Origin of the sequence: Lysinibacillus canaveralius, from assembly GCF_047301505.1 — a bacterium.
GTDB lineage: Bacteria > Bacillota > Bacilli > Bacillales_A > Planococcaceae > Lysinibacillus_B.
Map to the genome: position 1 here is coordinate 3,822,529 of NZ_CP154840.1, position 18,406 is coordinate 3,840,934.

General features: G+C 41.2%; 19 protein-coding genes and 1 riboswitch. Of the genes, 7 read left to right on the forward strand and 12 right to left on the reverse strand.

Features of this window, described 5'->3' with window-relative positions; translation table 11 throughout:
• The first annotated feature begins 5 nt into the window (after positions 1–5).
• A complete protein-coding gene (locus AA0Y26_RS19380; RefSeq protein WP_413363649.1) occupies positions 6–1,907 on the forward strand; it encodes a heavy metal translocating P-type ATPase in 1,902 nt (633 codons plus the stop codon).
• 540 nt (positions 1,908–2,447) lie between these two features.
• Here the strand turns inward: AA0Y26_RS19380 and AA0Y26_RS19385 are convergent.
• The 3 genes from AA0Y26_RS19385 to AA0Y26_RS19395 form a co-directional block, all read right to left on the reverse strand.
• On the reverse strand, positions 2,448–3,386 hold the full coding sequence (locus AA0Y26_RS19385) for a YihY/virulence factor BrkB family protein (protein ID WP_413363650.1): 939 nt from the start codon (positions 3,384–3,386) through the stop codon (positions 2,448–2,450).
• Between the two features lie 32 nt (positions 3,387–3,418).
• Positions 3,419–3,748: a YtxH domain-containing protein gene (locus AA0Y26_RS19390; protein WP_413363651.1), complete on the reverse strand. Its 330-nt coding sequence runs from the start codon at positions 3,746–3,748 to the stop codon at positions 3,419–3,421.
• A 110-nt stretch (positions 3,749–3,858) separates the two neighbouring features.
• The gene (locus tag AA0Y26_RS19395; RefSeq protein WP_413363652.1) at positions 3,859–4,560 is read right to left on the reverse strand and encodes an SDR family NAD(P)-dependent oxidoreductase; all 702 of its coding nucleotides are present in this window, start codon (positions 4,558–4,560) and stop codon (positions 3,859–3,861) included.
• Between the two features lie 122 nt (positions 4,561–4,682).
• Here AA0Y26_RS19395 and AA0Y26_RS19400 point away from each other — a divergent pair, with 122 nt between their 5' ends.
• Positions 4,683–4,904, forward strand: a complete 222-nt coding sequence (locus tag AA0Y26_RS19400) for a DUF1128 domain-containing protein (RefSeq protein ID WP_413363653.1) — start codon at positions 4,683–4,685, stop codon at positions 4,902–4,904.
• A 94-nt stretch (positions 4,905–4,998) separates the two neighbouring features.
• On the opposite strand, the gene AA0Y26_RS19405 is transcribed toward AA0Y26_RS19400, so the two are convergent.
• The 4 genes from AA0Y26_RS19405 to motA form a co-directional block, all read right to left on the reverse strand.
• On the reverse strand, positions 4,999–5,907 hold the full coding sequence (locus tag AA0Y26_RS19405; RefSeq protein WP_413363654.1) for a pseudouridine-5'-phosphate glycosidase: 909 nt from the start codon (positions 5,905–5,907) through the stop codon (positions 4,999–5,001).
• Positions 5,907–6,995: a carbohydrate kinase gene (locus tag AA0Y26_RS19410; RefSeq protein WP_413363655.1), complete on the reverse strand. Its 1,089-nt coding sequence runs from the start codon at positions 6,993–6,995 to the stop codon at positions 5,907–5,909. Before AA0Y26_RS19410 ends, AA0Y26_RS19405 begins: the two co-directional genes overlap by 1 nt.
• Positions 6,996–7,207: 212 nt before the next feature.
• Positions 7,208–8,020 carry a flagellar motor protein MotB gene (gene motB, locus AA0Y26_RS19415; protein WP_413363656.1) on the reverse strand — a complete coding sequence of 271 codons (813 nt, stop codon included), beginning with the start codon at positions 8,018–8,020 and terminating at the stop codon, positions 7,208–7,210.
• Positions 8,004–8,804 (reverse strand): flagellar motor stator protein MotA, encoded by an 801-nt coding sequence (gene motA, locus AA0Y26_RS19420; protein ID WP_413363657.1) that lies wholly within the window; start codon positions 8,802–8,804, stop codon positions 8,004–8,006. The genes motB and motA overlap by 17 nt, the downstream gene beginning before the upstream one ends.
• 193 nt (positions 8,805–8,997) lie before the next feature.
• Here motA and AA0Y26_RS19425 point away from each other — a divergent pair, with 193 nt between their 5' ends.
• The 3 genes from AA0Y26_RS19425 (at position 8,998) to AA0Y26_RS19435 (ending at position 11,398) form a co-directional block, all read left to right on the forward strand.
• Positions 8,998–10,233 carry an aminopeptidase gene (locus AA0Y26_RS19425; RefSeq protein ID WP_413363658.1) on the forward strand — a complete coding sequence of 412 codons (1,236 nt, stop codon included), beginning with the start codon at positions 8,998–9,000 and terminating at the stop codon, positions 10,231–10,233.
• 215 nt (positions 10,234–10,448) lie between these two features.
• Positions 10,449–10,604, forward strand: coding sequence for a hypothetical protein (locus AA0Y26_RS19430; protein WP_413363659.1), 156 nt, complete (start codon positions 10,449–10,451; stop codon positions 10,602–10,604).
• A 227-nt stretch (positions 10,605–10,831) separates the two neighbouring features.
• Positions 10,832–11,398, forward strand: coding sequence for a beta-class carbonic anhydrase (locus AA0Y26_RS19435; protein WP_413363660.1), 567 nt, complete (start codon positions 10,832–10,834; stop codon positions 11,396–11,398).
• Between the two features lie 112 nt (positions 11,399–11,510).
• On the opposite strand, the gene AA0Y26_RS19440 is transcribed toward AA0Y26_RS19435, so the two are convergent.
• From AA0Y26_RS19440 to AA0Y26_RS19450, 3 genes are all read right to left on the reverse strand, one after another.
• Entirely contained in the window at positions 11,511–12,128 is a 618-nt protein-coding gene (locus AA0Y26_RS19440; protein WP_413363661.1) for a GNAT family N-acetyltransferase, read from the reverse strand.
• Positions 12,088–13,878: a M3 family oligoendopeptidase gene (locus AA0Y26_RS19445; protein WP_413363662.1), complete on the reverse strand. Its 1,791-nt coding sequence runs from the start codon at positions 13,876–13,878 to the stop codon at positions 12,088–12,090. Before AA0Y26_RS19445 ends, AA0Y26_RS19440 begins: the two co-directional genes overlap by 41 nt.
• Before the next feature lie 115 nt (positions 13,879–13,993).
• Complete coding sequence (locus AA0Y26_RS19450) at positions 13,994–14,878, reverse strand: polyphosphate kinase 2 family protein (RefSeq protein WP_413363663.1); 885 nt, start codon at positions 14,876–14,878, stop codon at positions 13,994–13,996.
• Between the two features lie 113 nt (positions 14,879–14,991).
• Between AA0Y26_RS19450 and AA0Y26_RS19455 the strand changes: the two genes are divergently transcribed.
• Positions 14,992–15,720 (forward strand): hypothetical protein, encoded by a 729-nt coding sequence (locus tag AA0Y26_RS19455; RefSeq protein ID WP_413363664.1) that lies wholly within the window; start codon positions 14,992–14,994, stop codon positions 15,718–15,720.
• A 346-nt stretch (positions 15,721–16,066) separates the two neighbouring features.
• Here the strand turns inward: AA0Y26_RS19455 and map are convergent, their stop codons facing one another.
• Positions 16,067–16,819, reverse strand: coding sequence for a type I methionyl aminopeptidase (gene map / locus AA0Y26_RS19460; RefSeq protein ID WP_413363665.1), 753 nt, complete (start codon positions 16,817–16,819; stop codon positions 16,067–16,069).
• Positions 16,820–16,926: 107 nt separating this feature from the next.
• Entirely contained in the window at positions 16,927–17,481 is a 555-nt protein-coding gene (gene thiT / locus AA0Y26_RS19465) for an energy-coupled thiamine transporter ThiT (protein ID WP_413363666.1), read from the reverse strand.
• Positions 17,482–17,562: 81 nt separating this feature from the next.
• Positions 17,563–17,672: riboswitch (TPP riboswitch) on the reverse strand.
• Between the two features lie 120 nt (positions 17,673–17,792).
• On the opposite strand from thiT, the gene AA0Y26_RS19470 reads away from it, so the two are divergent.
• Positions 17,793–18,113, forward strand: coding sequence for a DUF4870 domain-containing protein (locus AA0Y26_RS19470; protein ID WP_413363667.1), 321 nt, complete (start codon positions 17,793–17,795; stop codon positions 18,111–18,113).
• The last annotated feature ends 293 nt before the right edge of the window (positions 18,114–18,406 follow it).

Genomic DNA, 18,406 nt, shown 5'->3' on the forward strand with positions numbered 1-18,406 from the left:
ATTATATGGATTATTCTAATCGAGAATCAATACCTCTAAATGAGAAAATAAAAGAGCATAAGGAGCTTATTGCAGCAGTCTTATCAGGTATTATTATCTTTTTTGCATGGAGAATGGATTCGGTAGGACTGGAAACAGCTGCTGTTATTGCTTATATCTCTGCTTATATCACGGGAGGCTACGCGAAAGCGAAAGAAGGGATAATAGAAACAATCAGACAGCGAAAGCTAAATGTGGAAATTCTTATGATTTTAGCGGCAGTCGGCTCCGCAATCATCGGCTACTGGACAGAAGGAGCCATCCTTATCTTTATCTTTGCAATGAGCGGGGCTCTCGAAACCTATGCTATGAATAAAAGTCACCGGGAAATTTCGGCACTGATGGAGCTGCAGCCTGAAGAAGCCTGGCTTGTACGCGGGGGTTTTGAACCAATTCGACTGGCTGTCAGCGAATTAAAGCTTGGCGATCATGTCCTCGTTAAACCGGGAGAACGTATTCCGATTGATGGTGTCATTTTTAAAGGACACTCTACAGTAGATGAAGCAGCGATTACCGGAGAATCAATGCCTGTAACAAAAGAAGCAGGTGCTCAAGCGTATGCAGGGACCGTTAATTTAAACAGCCCGCTTACTATCAAAATGACGAAGCACAGTAATGAAACAATGTTTCAGAAAATCATTAAGCTTGTTGAATCGGCACAAAGTGAGAAGTCCCCTTCTCAGCAATTCATTGAACGTTTTGAAGGCACTTATGTAAAAGTCGTATTAGTGATTGTAGGACTTATGCTTTTCGTTCCACATTATTTATTCGAATGGGACTGGTCGACAACTTTCTACCGAGCGATGGTTTTGCTTGTTGTTGCTTCCCCTTGTGCCCTTGTTGCTTCCGTCATGCCCGCTACATTAGCCTCTATTTCCAACGGGGCCCGTAACGGCATTTTATTTAAAGGCGGTATACATCTTGAAAATATGGGCGGAATTAAGGCATTAGCAGTCGATAAAACTGGTACACTGACAGAAGGAACGCCAGTCGTGACAGATTTCTTGGTACGAGAAGATATCGATAGTCAGGAAGCACTTGCCATATTGGCAACAATCGAAGGTCAATCAACACACCCTCTTGCCCAAGCAATTTCCCGCTATGCTGCTGAAAAAGGAATCAAGGTAAGCAAGCAGGCTGCTATTGAGGATGTTCCTGGTCATGGTATTCAAGCAACGATCGATCAGCTTGATTATAAAGTTGGCAAACCTGATTTCGTAGGGAGAGAGGAAGCTCATCATTTTGCTGATGGTGCATTGGCTAAACTGGCATCAGAGGGAAAAACGGTTACTTTCATTCGTGATGAACAAGGAATTTTAGGCCTTATCGCTTTAAAGGATATCGTTCGTGATGAAGCGAAAACGGCGATTTCTTCCCTTCAGGACTTAGGTATTCATGTTGTGATGCTTACAGGCGATAACAAACAGACAGCTGGTGTCATCGCGAAAGAATCTGGTGTAAACGACTATGCGGCAGAATGCTTACCCGAAACAAAAGTGGAATATATTCAGAAATTCAACAAAGAATATGAAGGAATCGGTATGGTAGGTGACGGGATTAATGATGCCCCCGCTCTTGCTACTGCAACGGTAGGAATCGCAATGGGCGATGGGACGGATGTTGCACTAGAAACAGCTGACATTGTCTTAATGAAAAACAATTTGACGAAAATTGAATATGCCATTCGTATGTCCCGTCAGATGCAGCGCATTGTAAAACAAAATATCGTGTTTTCTATTGGAGTTATCCTCCTGCTCGTCATCTCGAATTTTTTCCAGGCAATTAACTTACCGCTTGGTGTCATTGGCCACGAGGGAAGCACGATTCTCGTCATTTTGAATGGTTTGCGAATGCTGCGCAACATATAACGCTATATACACTAGCTGCTTGAAGCGGCAGCTAATGTATACTTAGATAATTGATGATTCACAGTTATACCTTTCCTTCCAAAGATAAAGATGAGACATATCTAACCTCATCTAAAAAAAGCGAAGCTGCTAGACTCACGAGCAGCTTCGCTTTTACGTTTTTAGTGAATGTTCTACTAAATGGCGGATGAATTATACAATAACGTTATTTAATTTCATTTTTAGATTTAGCGGTATCATGAATTATTTCATGTTATACCTTTAGACAGAAGAACACCTTTTCAAATTAATTTTTTAGAGTCAGGCAACTATATTTAACCGATAGTATTTTTTAATACAGCTTTCAAATGAAAATCGGATAGGTTCGTATGCAGACGATGATACCACTCCGACTGGGCGAAGCGAGGGTGAAAACTGCAGCCGTACCCCGGGTAAGCGTCCACCGGAATGTAGACTGCCGGTGCCATAAAAAAGATGAACCCAATTCAATGAGTTCATCTTTTTATTTAAGGTTAGGTTTTATCCCAGCAATTTTCTATTTTAAAACACTGGTGATTTACTCGTTTCCTTACTTTTAAGGGCGAGCTGGCGCTTTTGCATGGAGGCGTTAATTAAGCCTCCAAAAATCAGGATCATCCCTGTGAAGTACAGCCACAGCATTAAGATAATTACTCCGCCAATACTGCCGTATGTGGTACTATAGTTTCCAAAATTATTAACATAATATGAAAACCCATATGTCAGTATAAGCCAGCCTGCTGTTGCAAAAACTGCACCCGGCATGACGCTGATAAATTTCAACCGTGGATCAGTATTTGGAACAATCCAATACATAAGAACCATCACGCCAAAAATAAGCAAAGGCGGCATAAGCCATCTAATAAAAGCCCATATGGAGCCTAATGAGCTTTCCACTCCTATATAGGAAAAAAGGAGATTGCCAAGCTGCTGTCCGAAAATTGGGAATACTAAAGCCAGTAAGATGATCAAAACAAAGGCTACTGTAAAAAGCAATGATAAAGAACGATTAATAAAACCAGCTCTCCCATCTACATCATACGCTCTATTTAAAGCCTTCATAAGAGCATCAATACCCTTTGAGGCAGACCAGATTGTCCCGATAATCCCGATAGAAAGAAGCCCGCCATTTTGGTTTGTCAGCACTTCTGTTAAAGTCCCTTCGATAAGGGAAAAGACTTCAGCAGGTATGACATCATCCATAAATTCAAACACCTGCTCCTGCTCAAGGTTCAGGTATGGCAGTAATGTCACCAAAAAAATGAGTAAAGGAAAAAATGATAATAGGAAGAAGTAAGCGAGTTGTGCACCCATACCCGACATATCAACACGCTGCACACTTGATATCAAATCTTGAAAAAAACCTTTTGCAGTCGTTCTGTCGATCTCTGATTCACGTGGTGCGACAAATGATTTAACGAAGGCAATCGCTTCTTTTGGAGCAGAATTTTCTTCTTTCATAAACGTTCACCCCTTCCTCATATCTTTTACATTTATGCTTCCGTATTAGGCTTCGTAAAAGCTTCTTTTGTCTCAGTTACCATACTCATAACTGTATCCGGCAAAGCCTTTGCATCTTCTACCTGTGACATGATTGAGTCGATATTCTTCTGGGCTGAAGAATATAAATTTTGAGCTTGCTCGACTTTTGTTTCAATTAATTGCACCAGCTCGTCGCTGTTTTGTGCATAATACGTTACTGTCTCTTTAATTTTCTTTGATGTTTCAATTGTATGCTGACGTGTATTCTTATCCAGCATACTGATAACCGCCCCTGTCAGAGCACCTAATAAAACTGCAGGTATTAACTTACTTTTTGCCATATCTATTCCTCCTGTATCTGCTTTTTACCCCAAATAACTTGTGTATAAAACAATCATGCTACATATATTTTAAACAGGTTTCCAACTTTTTGAAAGCAATGGGTAGTAAATCATTCCTCATAAATCATTTTTTTCGACATTCCACCATCAATCGTCAAATTGGTCCCTGTTATGAAATTATTTTCAGGATGTGTAAGATATAAACATGCTCTAGCAATATCTTCAGGTTTTCCAACACGATTGGAGAGATGCTGAATATGATCAATATCACGCAACGCTTCATAATCACCGGTTTCAATCCATCCAGGTGAGATGCAATTAACCGTAATATTTTTTTCCGAAAATGATCTGGCCAGTGCATGAGTTAGTGCAACAATCCCTCCCTTACTCGCTGCATAGGCCTCTGTATATGGTTCAGATTGAAAAGCACGTGTGGAAGCAAGCGATACGATAGCTCCCCCTTGCATATATTTCGCTGCCTCCCGGGAGCATAGAAATACACTGCGTAAATTCGTATTTATTATGTCCTCCCAGATTTCCAGCTCCAATTCAGTAGGTGGTTTGACAATAAATTTCCCAGCATTATTAATGAGAATATCAATTTTCCCGTGCTGTTCTGCCGCCTGAGTCATCAATGACCGAATATCGGCTTCTTTTCGTACATCGGTCTGGATGAAATGAATAGCAGGCTCCGTCACTTCTGTAATATCAGCCGCAATCACCGTCGCTCCTTTCTGGCTATAAGCTGAAGCAATGGCTTTACCGATCCCCTGTGATGCTCCTGTTACGATAACTACCTTACCTTGAAACATATAATCGCCTCCTTACTTGAAAACGTATCATTTGTTTCTCATTTTTTCAAATCGATTATTATTGACTTTAGTACAGCAAAATGAAATGATATTTTCGTATATGTAGAAAGGTAGGTTAAAAAATGGATTTAACAAAACCCTCACAGGAAAATGTAGTGTATATGATTGAACAGATGAAAGACAAGCTTCGCATGGTAAACGTAGATGCAATGAAGTCCGAACACTTTAGTGAAGATAATTATGAGGATTTGCTGGATTTGTATGAAATGGTGATGAAACGAGATTCATTCAGTCCTAGTGAAATGCAGGCAATTGTTGCTGAATTAGGTACATTCCGCAAATAAAAATGGAGCGTCTAACTTTGTCTAGACGCTCCATTTTTTGTCTTATTTCCTGGGAAATTCATGTCATTTCCTGTATAGTTTTTTCGAATCCTGCTTATTTGTTTAACGCTGCTGCAATTGCAGCTCCAACTCGAGCATTATTTTTCACAAGGGCAATATTTGCCTCCAATGATTTTCCGGCCGTTAGTTCTTTTACTTTCCCTAACATAAATGGTGTTACTTCTTTTCCGGCAATCCCTTTTTCTTCAGCCTCAGCTAGCGCTTTTTCAATGATACCATTGATGAAGTCCGACTCCAATGCGTCCTCTTGTGGAATTGGATTAGCGATGACCGCTCCGCCGCGCAGCCCTAAATCCCATTTTGCACGCATCATTCCAGCAACTTCCTCCGGGGAATTTGCACGGAAGTTCACCTTAAATTCTGAGTCACGTGTATAGAATGCAGGCAGCATATCTGTGTCGTAGCCGATTACTGGTACACCTTTTGTTTCCAAATATTCAAGAGTTAAACCGATATCTAAAATTGACTTTGCTCCTGCACATACAACAGCTACATTTGTCATCGCTAATTCTTCTAAATCAGCAGAGATGTCCATTGTCGTTTCTGCACCTCTATGTACGCCACCGATTCCTCCAGTTACAAACAGCTCAATTTCCGCAAGTTCTGCGCAGATCATTGTTGCTGCAACTGTTGTAGCACCTAACTTTTTCGCAGCAAGTAAATACCCTAAGTCTCGTCTTGAAGCTTTTGCTACACCTTGTGCATTGCCGAACATCTCTAATTCTTCGTCTGACAATCCAATTTTGATTTTTCCATCAATAATAGCAATAGTCGCTGGAACAGCTCCATTTTCACGGATGATTTGCTCTACTTCTCTTGCAGTTTGTACGTTTTGCGGATACGGCATACCGTGTGAAATAATTGTTGATTCAAGTGCAACAATCGGTAAACCTTTCTCTTTCGCTTCCATTACTTCTTGTGAATAGGATAAATATGCTTCCATTATGATTCCCTCCATATAACTAGTTCGTTTATTGATAAATCTTCTCTTACTGTTGTCTCGCACTGCAATGTCTGCGATGCATTGTAAAGACCAAACTTTACAGCTTCAAGGAATGGCTCATCTTGCAGCATGGCGTGCAGAAAGGCACTCACAAAAGCATCACCGGCTCCTGTAACATCCACTATGCAATCGATAGGTAAGGCCTTCAAACGCTTTATTTTCCCTTTATGGCCTGTTATTACCCCTGCGCCCCCCAGGGTTATGACAACATGATCAACGCCCTTTTCAAGGAATTCAGATACAGCATTTTCGTAATCCTCTTCAGTTTTCAGGCTGCGCTGTAAATAGGTCTCTACTTCATCTTTATTGCTAATAAAATACGTCAATCCCTGTAAACTATCCGGCATATGATTCATTTTCGGGGAAGATACAGGGATAACCGCAAGCGGTATGTCTCTTGTGCGTGCAAGATTCACTATATACTCCACTGTTTCCCGTGGTGCGTTTAAATCAATAATGATGCATCGTGCATCTACGATTCTTGCTTCATACTTTGTAAGCATGGATGGTACCAGCTCTTTATAAATCTCCATATCGGCCATCGCAATAACAAGTTCACCATCATGTGTAAGCACCGCAGAGTAAGAACCGGTCGATTTATCCGGCAAAATCTCTGTCATTTCAAACGAGATAAATTTCTCGGAATGTTTTTTAATCTTCTCTCCATCATGATCTGCTCCCATCATCGTGAGGAGCTTGACTTCGTTCCCGAGTCTCCCTAAATTTTCAGCAATATTGCGGGCTACCCCTCCAACACTTGTTGTAACATTTGCAGGATTGGAAGTCTCTAGCCGGACTGTCCCTTCGATATGAAACTTTCGGTCGACATTCGCTCCTCCAATGGCTACGATAGCCTTCTTCTCCGGAAGTATATAGGCACGGCCTATAACCTCTCCTCTTCTTGTGAGCGAGGAAATGATATTGGCAAGGGCTGGACGTGATAATCCTACTTTCTCTGCCATTTCCTGTTGGGATAGGTAGGGGTTTTCCCTAATCAGCCCCAATACAAGCTGCTCCTTTTCGTTCAAGGCATTCACCTCTTCCAAACATTTGTTTAAATTATAAACCTTTGTTTACGTAAATGTAAAGAGTCTTCTAAAAATTTTTAAAAGAGCTTCTTTTTGCCAAAATTATTGGCAGGTTGATAAGGTGTCCAAAGAAGGACTACTCGTAGTAACCCCTGTTTAAGAAAAAAAGAACTGCCGAGAAGTTTTCACTTTCTCGGCAGTTCGGCTGTTTATTAATTATTATTCGTTCCATTATCTACTTCAGTCGTAATTGGATGATCCGTTCCCACTGGTAAATCTGTTCCATCCTCTGCTATACGCGGCTGAATAAGCACTTCAACACGGCGGTTTTGTGAGCGCCCCTCCGGTGTATCATTTGAAGCAATCGGGCTATACTCTCCAAAGCCTTTAACACTAAAGTATTTAGAGTCCAGAGTTGGATTAGAATCCACAATGATTTTCAAGAAATTCACAGCACGCATGACCGACAGCTCCCAGTTTGATCCAAACTTTGCTGTATTCATTGGGACATTATCTGTGTGACCGGTAATAATAACATTCCGTGCTGGGTCAAATGCTAAAATTTCCGCTAATTCATCCCCGATTTCTGCATATTGAGGTTTAATATCCGCGCTTCCTGGATCAAATAGCACGCTGTCCCGAATTGTAATCAGCAGCCCTTCATCCGTCATCGTTGTCTGGAATTGATCCTCCAGCTCGTTGACTGCAATCAATTCCTCAACCTTCTCTTTTGTTTCCTGAAGCTGGGCTTGATCCTCCTCATAGCGGGAGGCTGACTTTTCTAATTGATCGACAGAGCCATCTGGATTTGCAACAGGCGAAGTATGTTCCATTACGCCCGTGCCTCCATCGAACACTTGATTAAAAACTTGTGACATTCTATCAAGCTTTTCCTGATCCACCGTACTTGAAGCAAACAACACGATAAACAGTGCTAATAAAAGCGTCAATACGTCGGCATACGGTACTAGCCATGATTCATCTATGTGCTCTTCGTGTTTTTTATGTCTACTCTTCTTTGCCAAGGCCATCCGCCCCGCCTTCTGTGATTTTCTTACGTTCTTCCATCGTTAAGTAAGAGGCTAATTTTTGCTCGATTACTCGTGGTGCCTCTCCTTCCAATACAGAAAGAATTCCTTCGATCATCATCATTTTTTGCTTTACCTCTACCGATGACTTTCGCTTTAGTTTGTTGGCGAAAGGATGCCACAGCACATATCCCGTAAAGATACCGAGCAGCGTTGCAACGAAGGCAGCAGAAATTGCGTGACCAAGTTTGTCGATATCCGACATATCCTTTAACGCTGCAATTAAGCCTACTACGGCACCAAGTACCCCAAGCGTAGGCGCATATGTACCTGCCTGTGAAAAGATTTGTGCACCGCTCGCATGACGATCTTCCATAGCATGTACTTCCTCTGTAAGCACATCGCGAATATAATCTGCGTTTTGTCCATCAATCGCAAGAGTTAAGCCATTTTTCAAAAATGGATCTTGAATTTCGGCTGCTTTGCTCTCAAGTGCAAGTAACCCTTCACGTCGTGCCAAATCGGCCCACTGTGAAAACATTTTAATAATTTCAATATCATCCGCGAGCTTTGTTTCCTTAAAAAGCTTGCCAAACAGTTTTGGTACACGCTTCAGTTCCTTCATCGGGAACGCGATGACAACCGCTGAAATTGTACCGAAAATAATGATGAAAATTGCGGCGGGATTGATAAGGGTCGCAGGTCCAACCCCTTTGAGAAACATCCCTACAAGCAGTGATACGCCCGCCAGTATAATTCCTAATAATGATGAAATATCCATGATAGTACCTCCAATGACTCGTTCTACTTTTATTTCGACTTTATCTGTTTTTTATTAACAATTGGATTCAATTTAATATAAATGTTACTCATTTTTCGTCACAAAGATTTTTATATTCATAACATTATAATTTTTGATTATATTGAATCATCTGTATAATTAACGCTATAATCCATATGGAGGAGTGATAAAAATGGACTCAATCTTTTCTAATAATTTATCAAAATATGCTGAATTAGCTGTAAAAGTAGGGGTAAATATTCAAAAAGATCAATACCTTTACATTGCTGCGTCTACAGATGCAGTAGATTTTGTTCGTCTCGTAACAAAGATTGCCTATGAAGAAGGCGCTAAACAAGTCTTCGTTGATTTTTCTGATGATCAAGTGGGACGTTCCCGCTATCAATTGGCACCCGAAGATTCATTTGATTTCTTCCCTCCTTGGAAGGTACAGGAGCGCGAGTGGCTGGCAGAACAAGGGGCTGCGTTCATGAGCATCGTTTCTCAGGACCCTGATCTTTTAAAAGGCATCGACCCAAAACGTATTGCTGCTTTCCAGAAAGCAGCTGGAACGGCATTAAACAAATATCGCCAGTACGTGCAATCTGATAAAATTTCCTGGACTGTCATCGCTGCTCCTTCAAAGGGCTGGGCTTCAAAAGTATTCCCGGAACTGCCTGAAGAAGAACAAATGGGCGCCTTATGGGATGCTATTTTTAAAGCGACACGTGCAGACCTGGAAAATCCGGTGCAAGCTTGGACCGAGCACAATGATGCTCTTCACGAGAAAGTGGACTATCTAAACAAAAAGAAATATGCAAAACTCCACTACACAGCACCAGGTACGGATTTAACAATTGACCTGCCAAAAGGTCATTTATGGTGCGGTGCAGGCAGCATTAATGAACGCGGTGATGAATTTATGGCGAACCTGCCTACAGAAGAGGTCTTTACAGTCCCTCATAAAGACGGCGTCAATGGCTATGTTTCTAGTACAAAGCCGTTAAGCTATGGCGGAAACATTATTGATGACTTCAAAATTACATTTGAAAAAGGACGTATTGTAAAGGTAGAAGCAAAACAGGGTGTAGAAGTATTGAAAAACCTTGTAGCGACAGATGAAGGCTCTCACTATTTAGGAGAAGTAGCACTTGTTCCGCACGACTCACCAATTTCTAACTCAGGCCTTCTGTTCTTTAATACATTATTTGATGAAAATGCATCGAACCACTTAGCAATCGGCAGCGCTTATGCATTTTGCTTAGAAGGTGGAAAAACGATGTCACCTGAGGAATTAATGGAAAACGGGCTAAATCAAAGTATTACACATGTAGACTTTATGGTGGGTTCTGCTGAGATGAATATTGATGGCATTACAGAAGACGGACAGCGTGAACCTGTCTTCCGAAAAGGAAATTGGGCCTTTTAATCTGAAGTAAAACTATTTTTTCTTACAAACTAGATGTCAAGAGCAGCGAATTTACAATGATAATGGTGGATGAATTAGGATGTCTTCCTTATTATCCCCTTCATTATCTCGTCACAATTATGTATTTTCCTTAAATAAACCTATCAATTGCCCATTTATTTAAGGTATAATTGGTTGTAAGGATTATCTTATTTTCAGGAAGGGGTTATTCGACAATGCATTATCCAAATCTTCCAGAGTACTATACAACAGTATTAGGATTCTCTGTCGTAATTCTTATTTGCTTAATGTTCTTTATCCACTATTTACGTGTGGGATTACATTCACACGATTCAGTGCGTATTGATTCGAAATCCAACGCTCACAAATAAGTTTTCTAAAACAGCTACGGACGCCGTAGCTGTTTTTTATTTTCTCCATAGACAATGTTCAGTTAGTATAAACACTCGGACGAGGTTTCTGTCCTGCTGCGGAGATTTCCTTTCTCATTAAACTGTGGCGCTATTTTTACAATATTTCAACCGTTTTGTGACATTGTTGTTTGAATTCTCTTACTTTTACACTACAATAATAGTAGTAAAAGAAAGGAGATTCATCTATGTCTTTATTACACGATATTCTCGATTTCAATCATTCGTTCGTAGAAGAGAAAAAATACGAACCATTCATTACAACAAAGTTTCCGGATAAGCGCGTTGTTGTCCTATCTTGCATGGACACAAGACTGGTAGAACTACTGCCGAAAGCGATGAATTTGCGCAACGGTGATATGAAAATTGTCAAAAGTGCGGGTGCAATTGTAAACCATCCATTTGGCGGCATTATGAGGAGTTTACTAGTAGCTGTTTATGAGCTGCAAGCAGATGAAGTATATATCATTGGGCATTATGATTGCGGAATGAGCGCTGTCGACCCGGATGTTATGCTTGGTCATATGATTGAGCGCGGCATCAAACAAGAGACAATTGATACAATCACTTATTCTGCTGTTGATTTACGTGAATGGCTGCGCGGCTTTGGGGATGTAAAAACAAGCGTCCTGAAAAGCGTAGACCTTGTGCGTACGCATCCTCTTATGCCAAAAGGAGTCCCGGTTCATGGCCTTATCATTGATCCAGGTACTGGACGACTTGATCTCATCACGGATGGCAATCAAGATCAGTAAAAAGCTGCAAGCCTTACCTATACGTAAGAATGCGAGTAGATTTTATTGAAATACCACCTTTAAAATAAGGCATTATTTCTTGCTAATTTGATTATAAAAAACGGCACCGGTTTTATCCGGCGCCGTTATTTTTTTTGTTTATATAATCTTCCTGCAAAATTGCGTACATATAATGGTCTACCCATTCCCCATTAATATATAAAAGCTTCCTCATCAAGCCTTCTCTCACAAAAGCTGCTTTTTCAACTACACGGATGGAAGGAATGTTTGCAGGTGCTATATAGGCTTCTACCCGATGCAGTTTGATCGATGTAAACGCAAAATCTACAACGAGCTTTACTGCCTCTGTAGCCATACCCCTGCCTACAAAGTTTTCATCCATCGAATACCCTACAAAAGCACTCGAATACGGCATGCGCTTAATAGCATAAAGAGAAATGTGACCAACTAATTGATCTGAATTTTTTTCATATATTCCAAAGGAAAACTCCCGGTTCAATGCAAGCAGTTGTATTCCTTCCAGAATCTTTTTATATTGCGCTTCTTCAGTATAGAAATCATCCCGGTGTATAGGCTCATACGTCGACCAAAAGTGTTTGTTGTTCAATAGAAGCGTTGCGAGATTCTTCGCATCCGATTCCGAGAACGTCTGCAAGTAGCATTTTTCTCCGTCAAGCCTCACTACCCGATCACCCTTCTTTCGAAATAAGCTGAACAAACTCTTCAACATCTTTCACACAGAGCGCAATGCCCTTCTCCCAAAAATCACATTTTGTAATATCTTCTCCCAGATGCTTCATTGCTAGGTCTTCTACTGTCATAATCGCTGTATCACGAAGCAGTGCCATATACTTTTCTTCAAATGCAGTGCCTTCTTCTTTGGCCTTTGCATAAATGCTTAGTGAAAATAGATAGCCAAATGTATACGGGAAGTTATAGAAAGGTACCCCCGTAATATAGAAGTGCATTTTAGATGCCCAGAAGTGTGGATGCGTCTCACCTAGCGCCCCCGCAAATGCTTCACGCTGTGCTTCTTCCATCAGTTCATTTAAGCGCTTTGTGGATACAATCCCTTGCTTTCGCTCTTCGTAAAAACGAGTTTCGAATAGGAAGCGGGCATGAATATTCATAAAGAACGCAACAGACCGTTGGATTTTATCTTCCAGCAGCGCAATTTTTTCTTCCTTGGATGAAGCTTCATTTACTGCTGCATCCGCTACGATCATCTCTGCAAAAGTAGAAGCTGTTTCCGCTACATTCATTGCATAGCGGCGGTTTAATGCATTCATTGGACGTAATGCATATGTATGGAATGCATGTCCAAGCTCATGTGCTAGTGTCGAAACATTTGACATTGTACCTGAGTATGTCATGAAAATACGTGATTGCTGTGCAAGCGGCAGACCTGTGCAGAAACCTCCCGGACGTTTATCATCACGATCTTCTGCTTCAATCCAGCCCTCTTCAAAGGCTTTACGCGCAAAGCTTTCCAGCTCAGGTCCAAATTTACCAAAATGCTTTAGAATGAATTCTGCTCCCTCCTGGTACGAAACTTTTGCTGTCGAGGCAGTGACAGGTGCATCAAAGTTAAACCAGTCCATCTTTTCTTTCCCAAGCATATTCGCCTTTGCTTCCAAAAACTTTACAAACGGAGCCTTGTTATCTGAAATAGCTTTCCACATTGCATCAAGCGTTTCTTGCTTCATTCTGTTGATTTGAAGCGGTTCCTGCAACACTTCATCCCAGCCGCGCTTCTTGTATGTTGTCAGGCGGAATCCTGCAAGGTGATTTAACGTCTTTGCGAAAAACTCTTCCTTTTCTGTGAAGATTTTTTCCAACGCTTCGAACGCATTCTTTCGTACCGTTTCATTCGGGTGAGAGCTTAAATTATTTGCCTGTCCCACAGATAGCAGTTTCTTTTCACCCTCAACATCGACCTCTACCTTAATATCCCCAATGAACATATTGTAGAGCTGACCCCATGAAGAATAACCATCTACGCTTAAAGCAGAAATGAGCGCCTCTTCTTCCTCAGACAGCTTTTGTTTCGCTTGTTCCCGCCATTCCGAAAGGATAAATGCGAATTCGCTTAGTTCCGGTAAAGTAAGCAGTTCTTCAAAGCGCGCTTCTTCCATCTCCGCAAGCAATTGCTGTAATCGAAGGACTGCTGGAGAATAGCTCGCCGAAATGGCGCTTAATTGTCCCTGCAATTGCAATGCCTTCACGTCTTTTGTATTTTGCGCTGTTAAACAAGAAAGCATACCGCCTGCATGCATAATCTGCTCCATAACTTCTTTTAGCTGGTCGATTGTATGACGAAGTTCACTCGCCGACACCTCTGTCGTCAATGCTTTTGTTTGAGCGATTAGCGCCTCTACCTGCGGTGGTAAAGCATCAATAAATTGCTGGAACGCAGGAGATTCACTGCCTCCCTCAAAAAATACATCTAGATCCCATACCTCTGGATACATTGTTCTCATCTTTACTCCTCCTCAATCTCTCATAATCATTGTTTTCTTAAATAAAGGAAAATTCAGACTAATGAGCGTAGTTTGCTATTTAGTCCGATTCCCGAAATATATTTTCTATTATAGGCTATTTCCGCTTCTTTTTCGATTTATTTTTTCGCTGTGCTTTTGATTTTCGGTTTGAAGTTGTTTTATCCTTCATTTCAAGATCTGCTGCGACTTCTTTTTCTGCCTGTTCAAGTTCCCCAATCGCCTTCTTTTCCTCTTGCTCAAATACATTTTGAATCTCAAGCCCTCTGCGCTTTGCTTCTCTTTTAATCTGTGCGAGTGTCTCCTCCAGCACTTGTATACGTGCATGATATTTATTGTTTCCTGCAACCAGAATCCACGGAGCCACATCTGAATCCGTCTTCGCAAACATTTCATCAGCAGCCGTCACATACTCATCGAATTTTTCACGGTTGCGCCAGTCTTCGTTCGTCAATTTCCATGCCTTATAAGGATCGTTTGCCCGTTCATTAAAACGTTTCAGCTGTTCATCCTTATCAATATGAATCCAGAACTTTAAGACAATATAATGACCTGCAGTTAGAAGACTTTCAAAATCGTTAATTTCATCGTATGCTCGCTTCCACTCCTCTTCTGTCGCAAACCCTTCCAGCCGCTCTACCAAGACTCTGCCATACCAGGAGCGGTCGAAGATAGACATCTGCCCATGCTGAGGGAGCTTACGCCAGAAGCGGTGCATATAGTGATAGCGCTGTTCATGAGGCTGTGGTGCTGAAATGGGATGGACGACATATCCGCGTGGATCAATGCGTTCTGTCAGGCGCTTGATGGCTCCCCCTTTTCCCGCGGCATCCATTCCTTCGAAAACTAATATTAATCCTATTTTATTGTTGAATAAAAACTGCTGGGCGTTTAACATTTCATATTGTAGGACGTTCAATTTTTTCTTATATAATTTTTTATCCAATTCTACAGATAGATCTAAATTTTTTAGTTTTTTCACAGAATCACTCCTTGAACATTGATATTTTTATTGTAAACCATAATGGATAGTAATGGTATTTCTTGTTGCATCCCCTTGAATTGTATATAATTTTAACGAAAGGAGAGGAAGTTATGGGGCGTATCATCACCCTCGCTATGACATCACTCGCGTTGATCGCCTACTCCATGACTGCGTTGTGGATCGGCATTAATGGCGTTACAGCTATCAATGCAATAGAACGGCTACCGCTTATCTTCTCACCGGCTGGCTTTGTCTATTTATTTTCCATTATTTTATATGCCGGCCTTCTTGTATACGTTTGGCAGGCCTATCAAAATCGCCAAACCATTTTGGCTATAACTAGGTTGCAAGTCATTTTATTCGTTATTGCCTGCGGTCTCCAAATCGCCTTTTTCCATATGTGGCATTATGAACACTATATGGCTTCCATTATTCTGCTGGCACTACAGCTCCTTTCTTTATTCGGTTTGTACCTAACATATCCGTTTCATAAGGAACATATTTTGTTACGCATTCCCATTGCAACGTGGCTTGGCTGGAACTTATTCTTTATTTTTATCATTTTTAGCTATATTCAATTATATTATGAGTGGCATGGCTTTGGGCTAAGTAACGCATTATGGGCTGTGATTTTGCTCACTGGAGGAGCAGCTTTCGCCCTTCATTTACGTTACCACCATTTCGATCGGGTTACACCGGCTATTTTTATATTTGGCTATATAGGAATCATGGTGGCAAATGGCTTTGAGGAGCTTTTTGTCTCAGCCGCTGCCCTATTTTTATGTGGCGTTATGGTCGTAGGTATTGTTTTTATGGAGAAGAAAAGGAAAAAAGAGTAGATAAGTTTTGGTCGTATCCTGCTGTCAGAATAACTCTGGCAACAAGATGCGGCCTTTCTTTTCTACTAGCTCGCTGAAAAAATTAAAAGCTGTGGACTTATTGTCCACAGCTCCAAAGTGAAAACAAAGTCATTTTTGGACTTTGTTTTCACGTTTCTTCAGCTAGTTATACATAAAGTAACATTTTATTCAGCTTGTCTTGAAAACGCTTGCCAGGCAAGGCGCGCTGATGAGCGAAGACGCGAATAGAACCTAAGTTCATGAGCGGACGAGCGAGGCAAGCAACGATGGATGAAAGCGTTTTTCAACAGGCTGAAGCTGTGGACTTATTGTCCACAGCTCCCCGTTAATCCTCTAAAGAAGTAAGGATAATTGGTTTATCTTTTGTCACGATAATAGAATGTTCGATCTGAGCAACCAATGATTTATCTGGCGTAATAAATGTCCAGCCATCGCCGGCTTCTACAATATGTTCTGCCTTTGCTGAAATGAATGGCTCGACTGCCAGCACCATGCCCTCTTTCATAATTGTTGTATCCCATGCATCATAATAGTTTAAAATGTGATCTGGCGATTCATGCAGAGAACGTCCTAAGCCGTGTCCTGTCAGGTTCATAATAACTGTTAGACCATGATCACGTGCCTCGCGCTCAACCGCTTTCCCGATTTGATTCAGCTTGGAGCCTGCTTTGACTTTTGTCATTGCACGTTCAAATGAAGACTTCGCTACCGCACAAAGCTTTTCTTTATCCTCAAAGCCTTCACCTACAACAAAGGAAATACCCGTATCTGCAAAATAGCCATTCCATGATCCGGATACATCGATGTTTACGAGATCGCCCTCTTGGATCACTTTATCACCTGGAATCCCGTGCGCCACTTCATGGTTTACTGAAATACATGTATAGCCTGGGAAGTCATATTCGCCCTTAGGACCTGATACAGCTTCTGCCTCCTCAAACATGCGGCCTGCAATTTCGTCAAGCTCGCGTGTTGTAACACCCGGCTTTGTCGCAGCTTTCATTGCTTCACGAATTTCAGCAACGATCCGGCCGATTTTTTTAAATGCATCTAGCTCTTCCTGTGTTTTAACAATCATGCTCAAATTCCTCTCTTGATTAAAAATGTCCCTTCTTACTATATCATATGAACTTGAGCGTGACACAGCAGAGTTTCTCGACCAATTGTATAGAAAGCTGTAACTGCCTAGCCTTGCTTCAACAATTTCGGTGCAGCGGTAAATAATAGGCTCGCAACTATTGCTGTTAGGATAATAGCTGGAATCATGTATGTGCCGTTATAAATAATAGAGTAAATCCATTCATTTTGGTCTCCTGCATATTCAGCAAAAAAGACTGCCCCTGCAACTGTATGTGCAGCATAACGAAGAAGCCCTCCAATAACTGTACCAAGCGTAATATAGAGAATAATTCTTGACTTCACTGAATTGCGTGCTGCTTCAAGCAACGGTTTTCTTACAACTGCGGCTAGTCCAACAACCGTGAAAGCAAGACCATAATCGAGAAGTCCCTGTACCCAATGGTAGATTTTTGGAGCAAACATCATTTGCAATATACCAATAAGTAATCCCGTTGTCAGACCAGCTCCCAGTCCCCAGCGAATGGCCATTAATACAATCGGCACCATAACGAAGCTGACCGATCCTCCCTGCGGCATACTGATAGTAAGGGTATCCAAAATAACGCCTACTCCTGCGAAGACAGCAATCTCCACAAGCATTAATAATCTCTTTTTATCCATTCTAATGTCCCCCTTAGATGTAGAACACAAGAAGGTGGAATAGAAAAAACGACCTCAGGACAGAGCCTGACGTCGTTTGAAGTCGGTTTCCATCCACATCCCTACGCAAGCTTTAACTTACAGGTTCTAAGAGTCAGTGCAGATTCCGTGCACAATCTCAGCCGACTTACTCGGCCCCCCTTGTGGTACATCTTAAATTTCCTTTATTGTACGAGAGTGTGTTACATTTTTCAAGTACTAAAAATTATGAAACTTCCACATATTTAATACGTAAATATAACAAATGTGTAAATAAAAAGGGGTATGATTCAATGGATACTAACAAAGGATTAAGCGCTCTAAATTATTTCAGCGTGTTTTTCGCTCCGTTCATCGTTCCAATCATTGTTTATTTTGTGAGCTCGGATCCTGAGGTGAAACGTCATGCAATGCGGGCTTTATTATCTCACCTTATCCCGGTAGTACTTGGCGTTGTACTCTTTATTTTGATGTTTGTCGTAGAGGTATTCGGAGTACAGGGGAACGAGGAAACAATGTTTGTCTTTTGGATCATTTTCGTTCTTGGATATGGTGTTCTTTATCTAGCTATCACTATTTGGAATGTGGTGCAGGGAATAAAAGTTCTCCGCTAATAAGTTTATGTGAAAGGGTGTTTTGGGTACTTAAAAAAGTACCATACTAAACATCATCACAAAGGCTGAAGGAGGCTGACATACATGAAGATTAAAAATTTATTTAAAACAGCTGTTAAATGGGGTCCTGTTTTATATCCTGTCATCAAAAAGATTTTGGGTAATCGAAAGGCTAAGACTTCTATGGGGACGCGACGCCGATAACTGGTCAGCGACATACAACAGTTTCGTCTAGAAGCTATTCTTACTGCTTTGTTCCTTCCCTTAATGGATTAATCACACGCTAAGCAAGA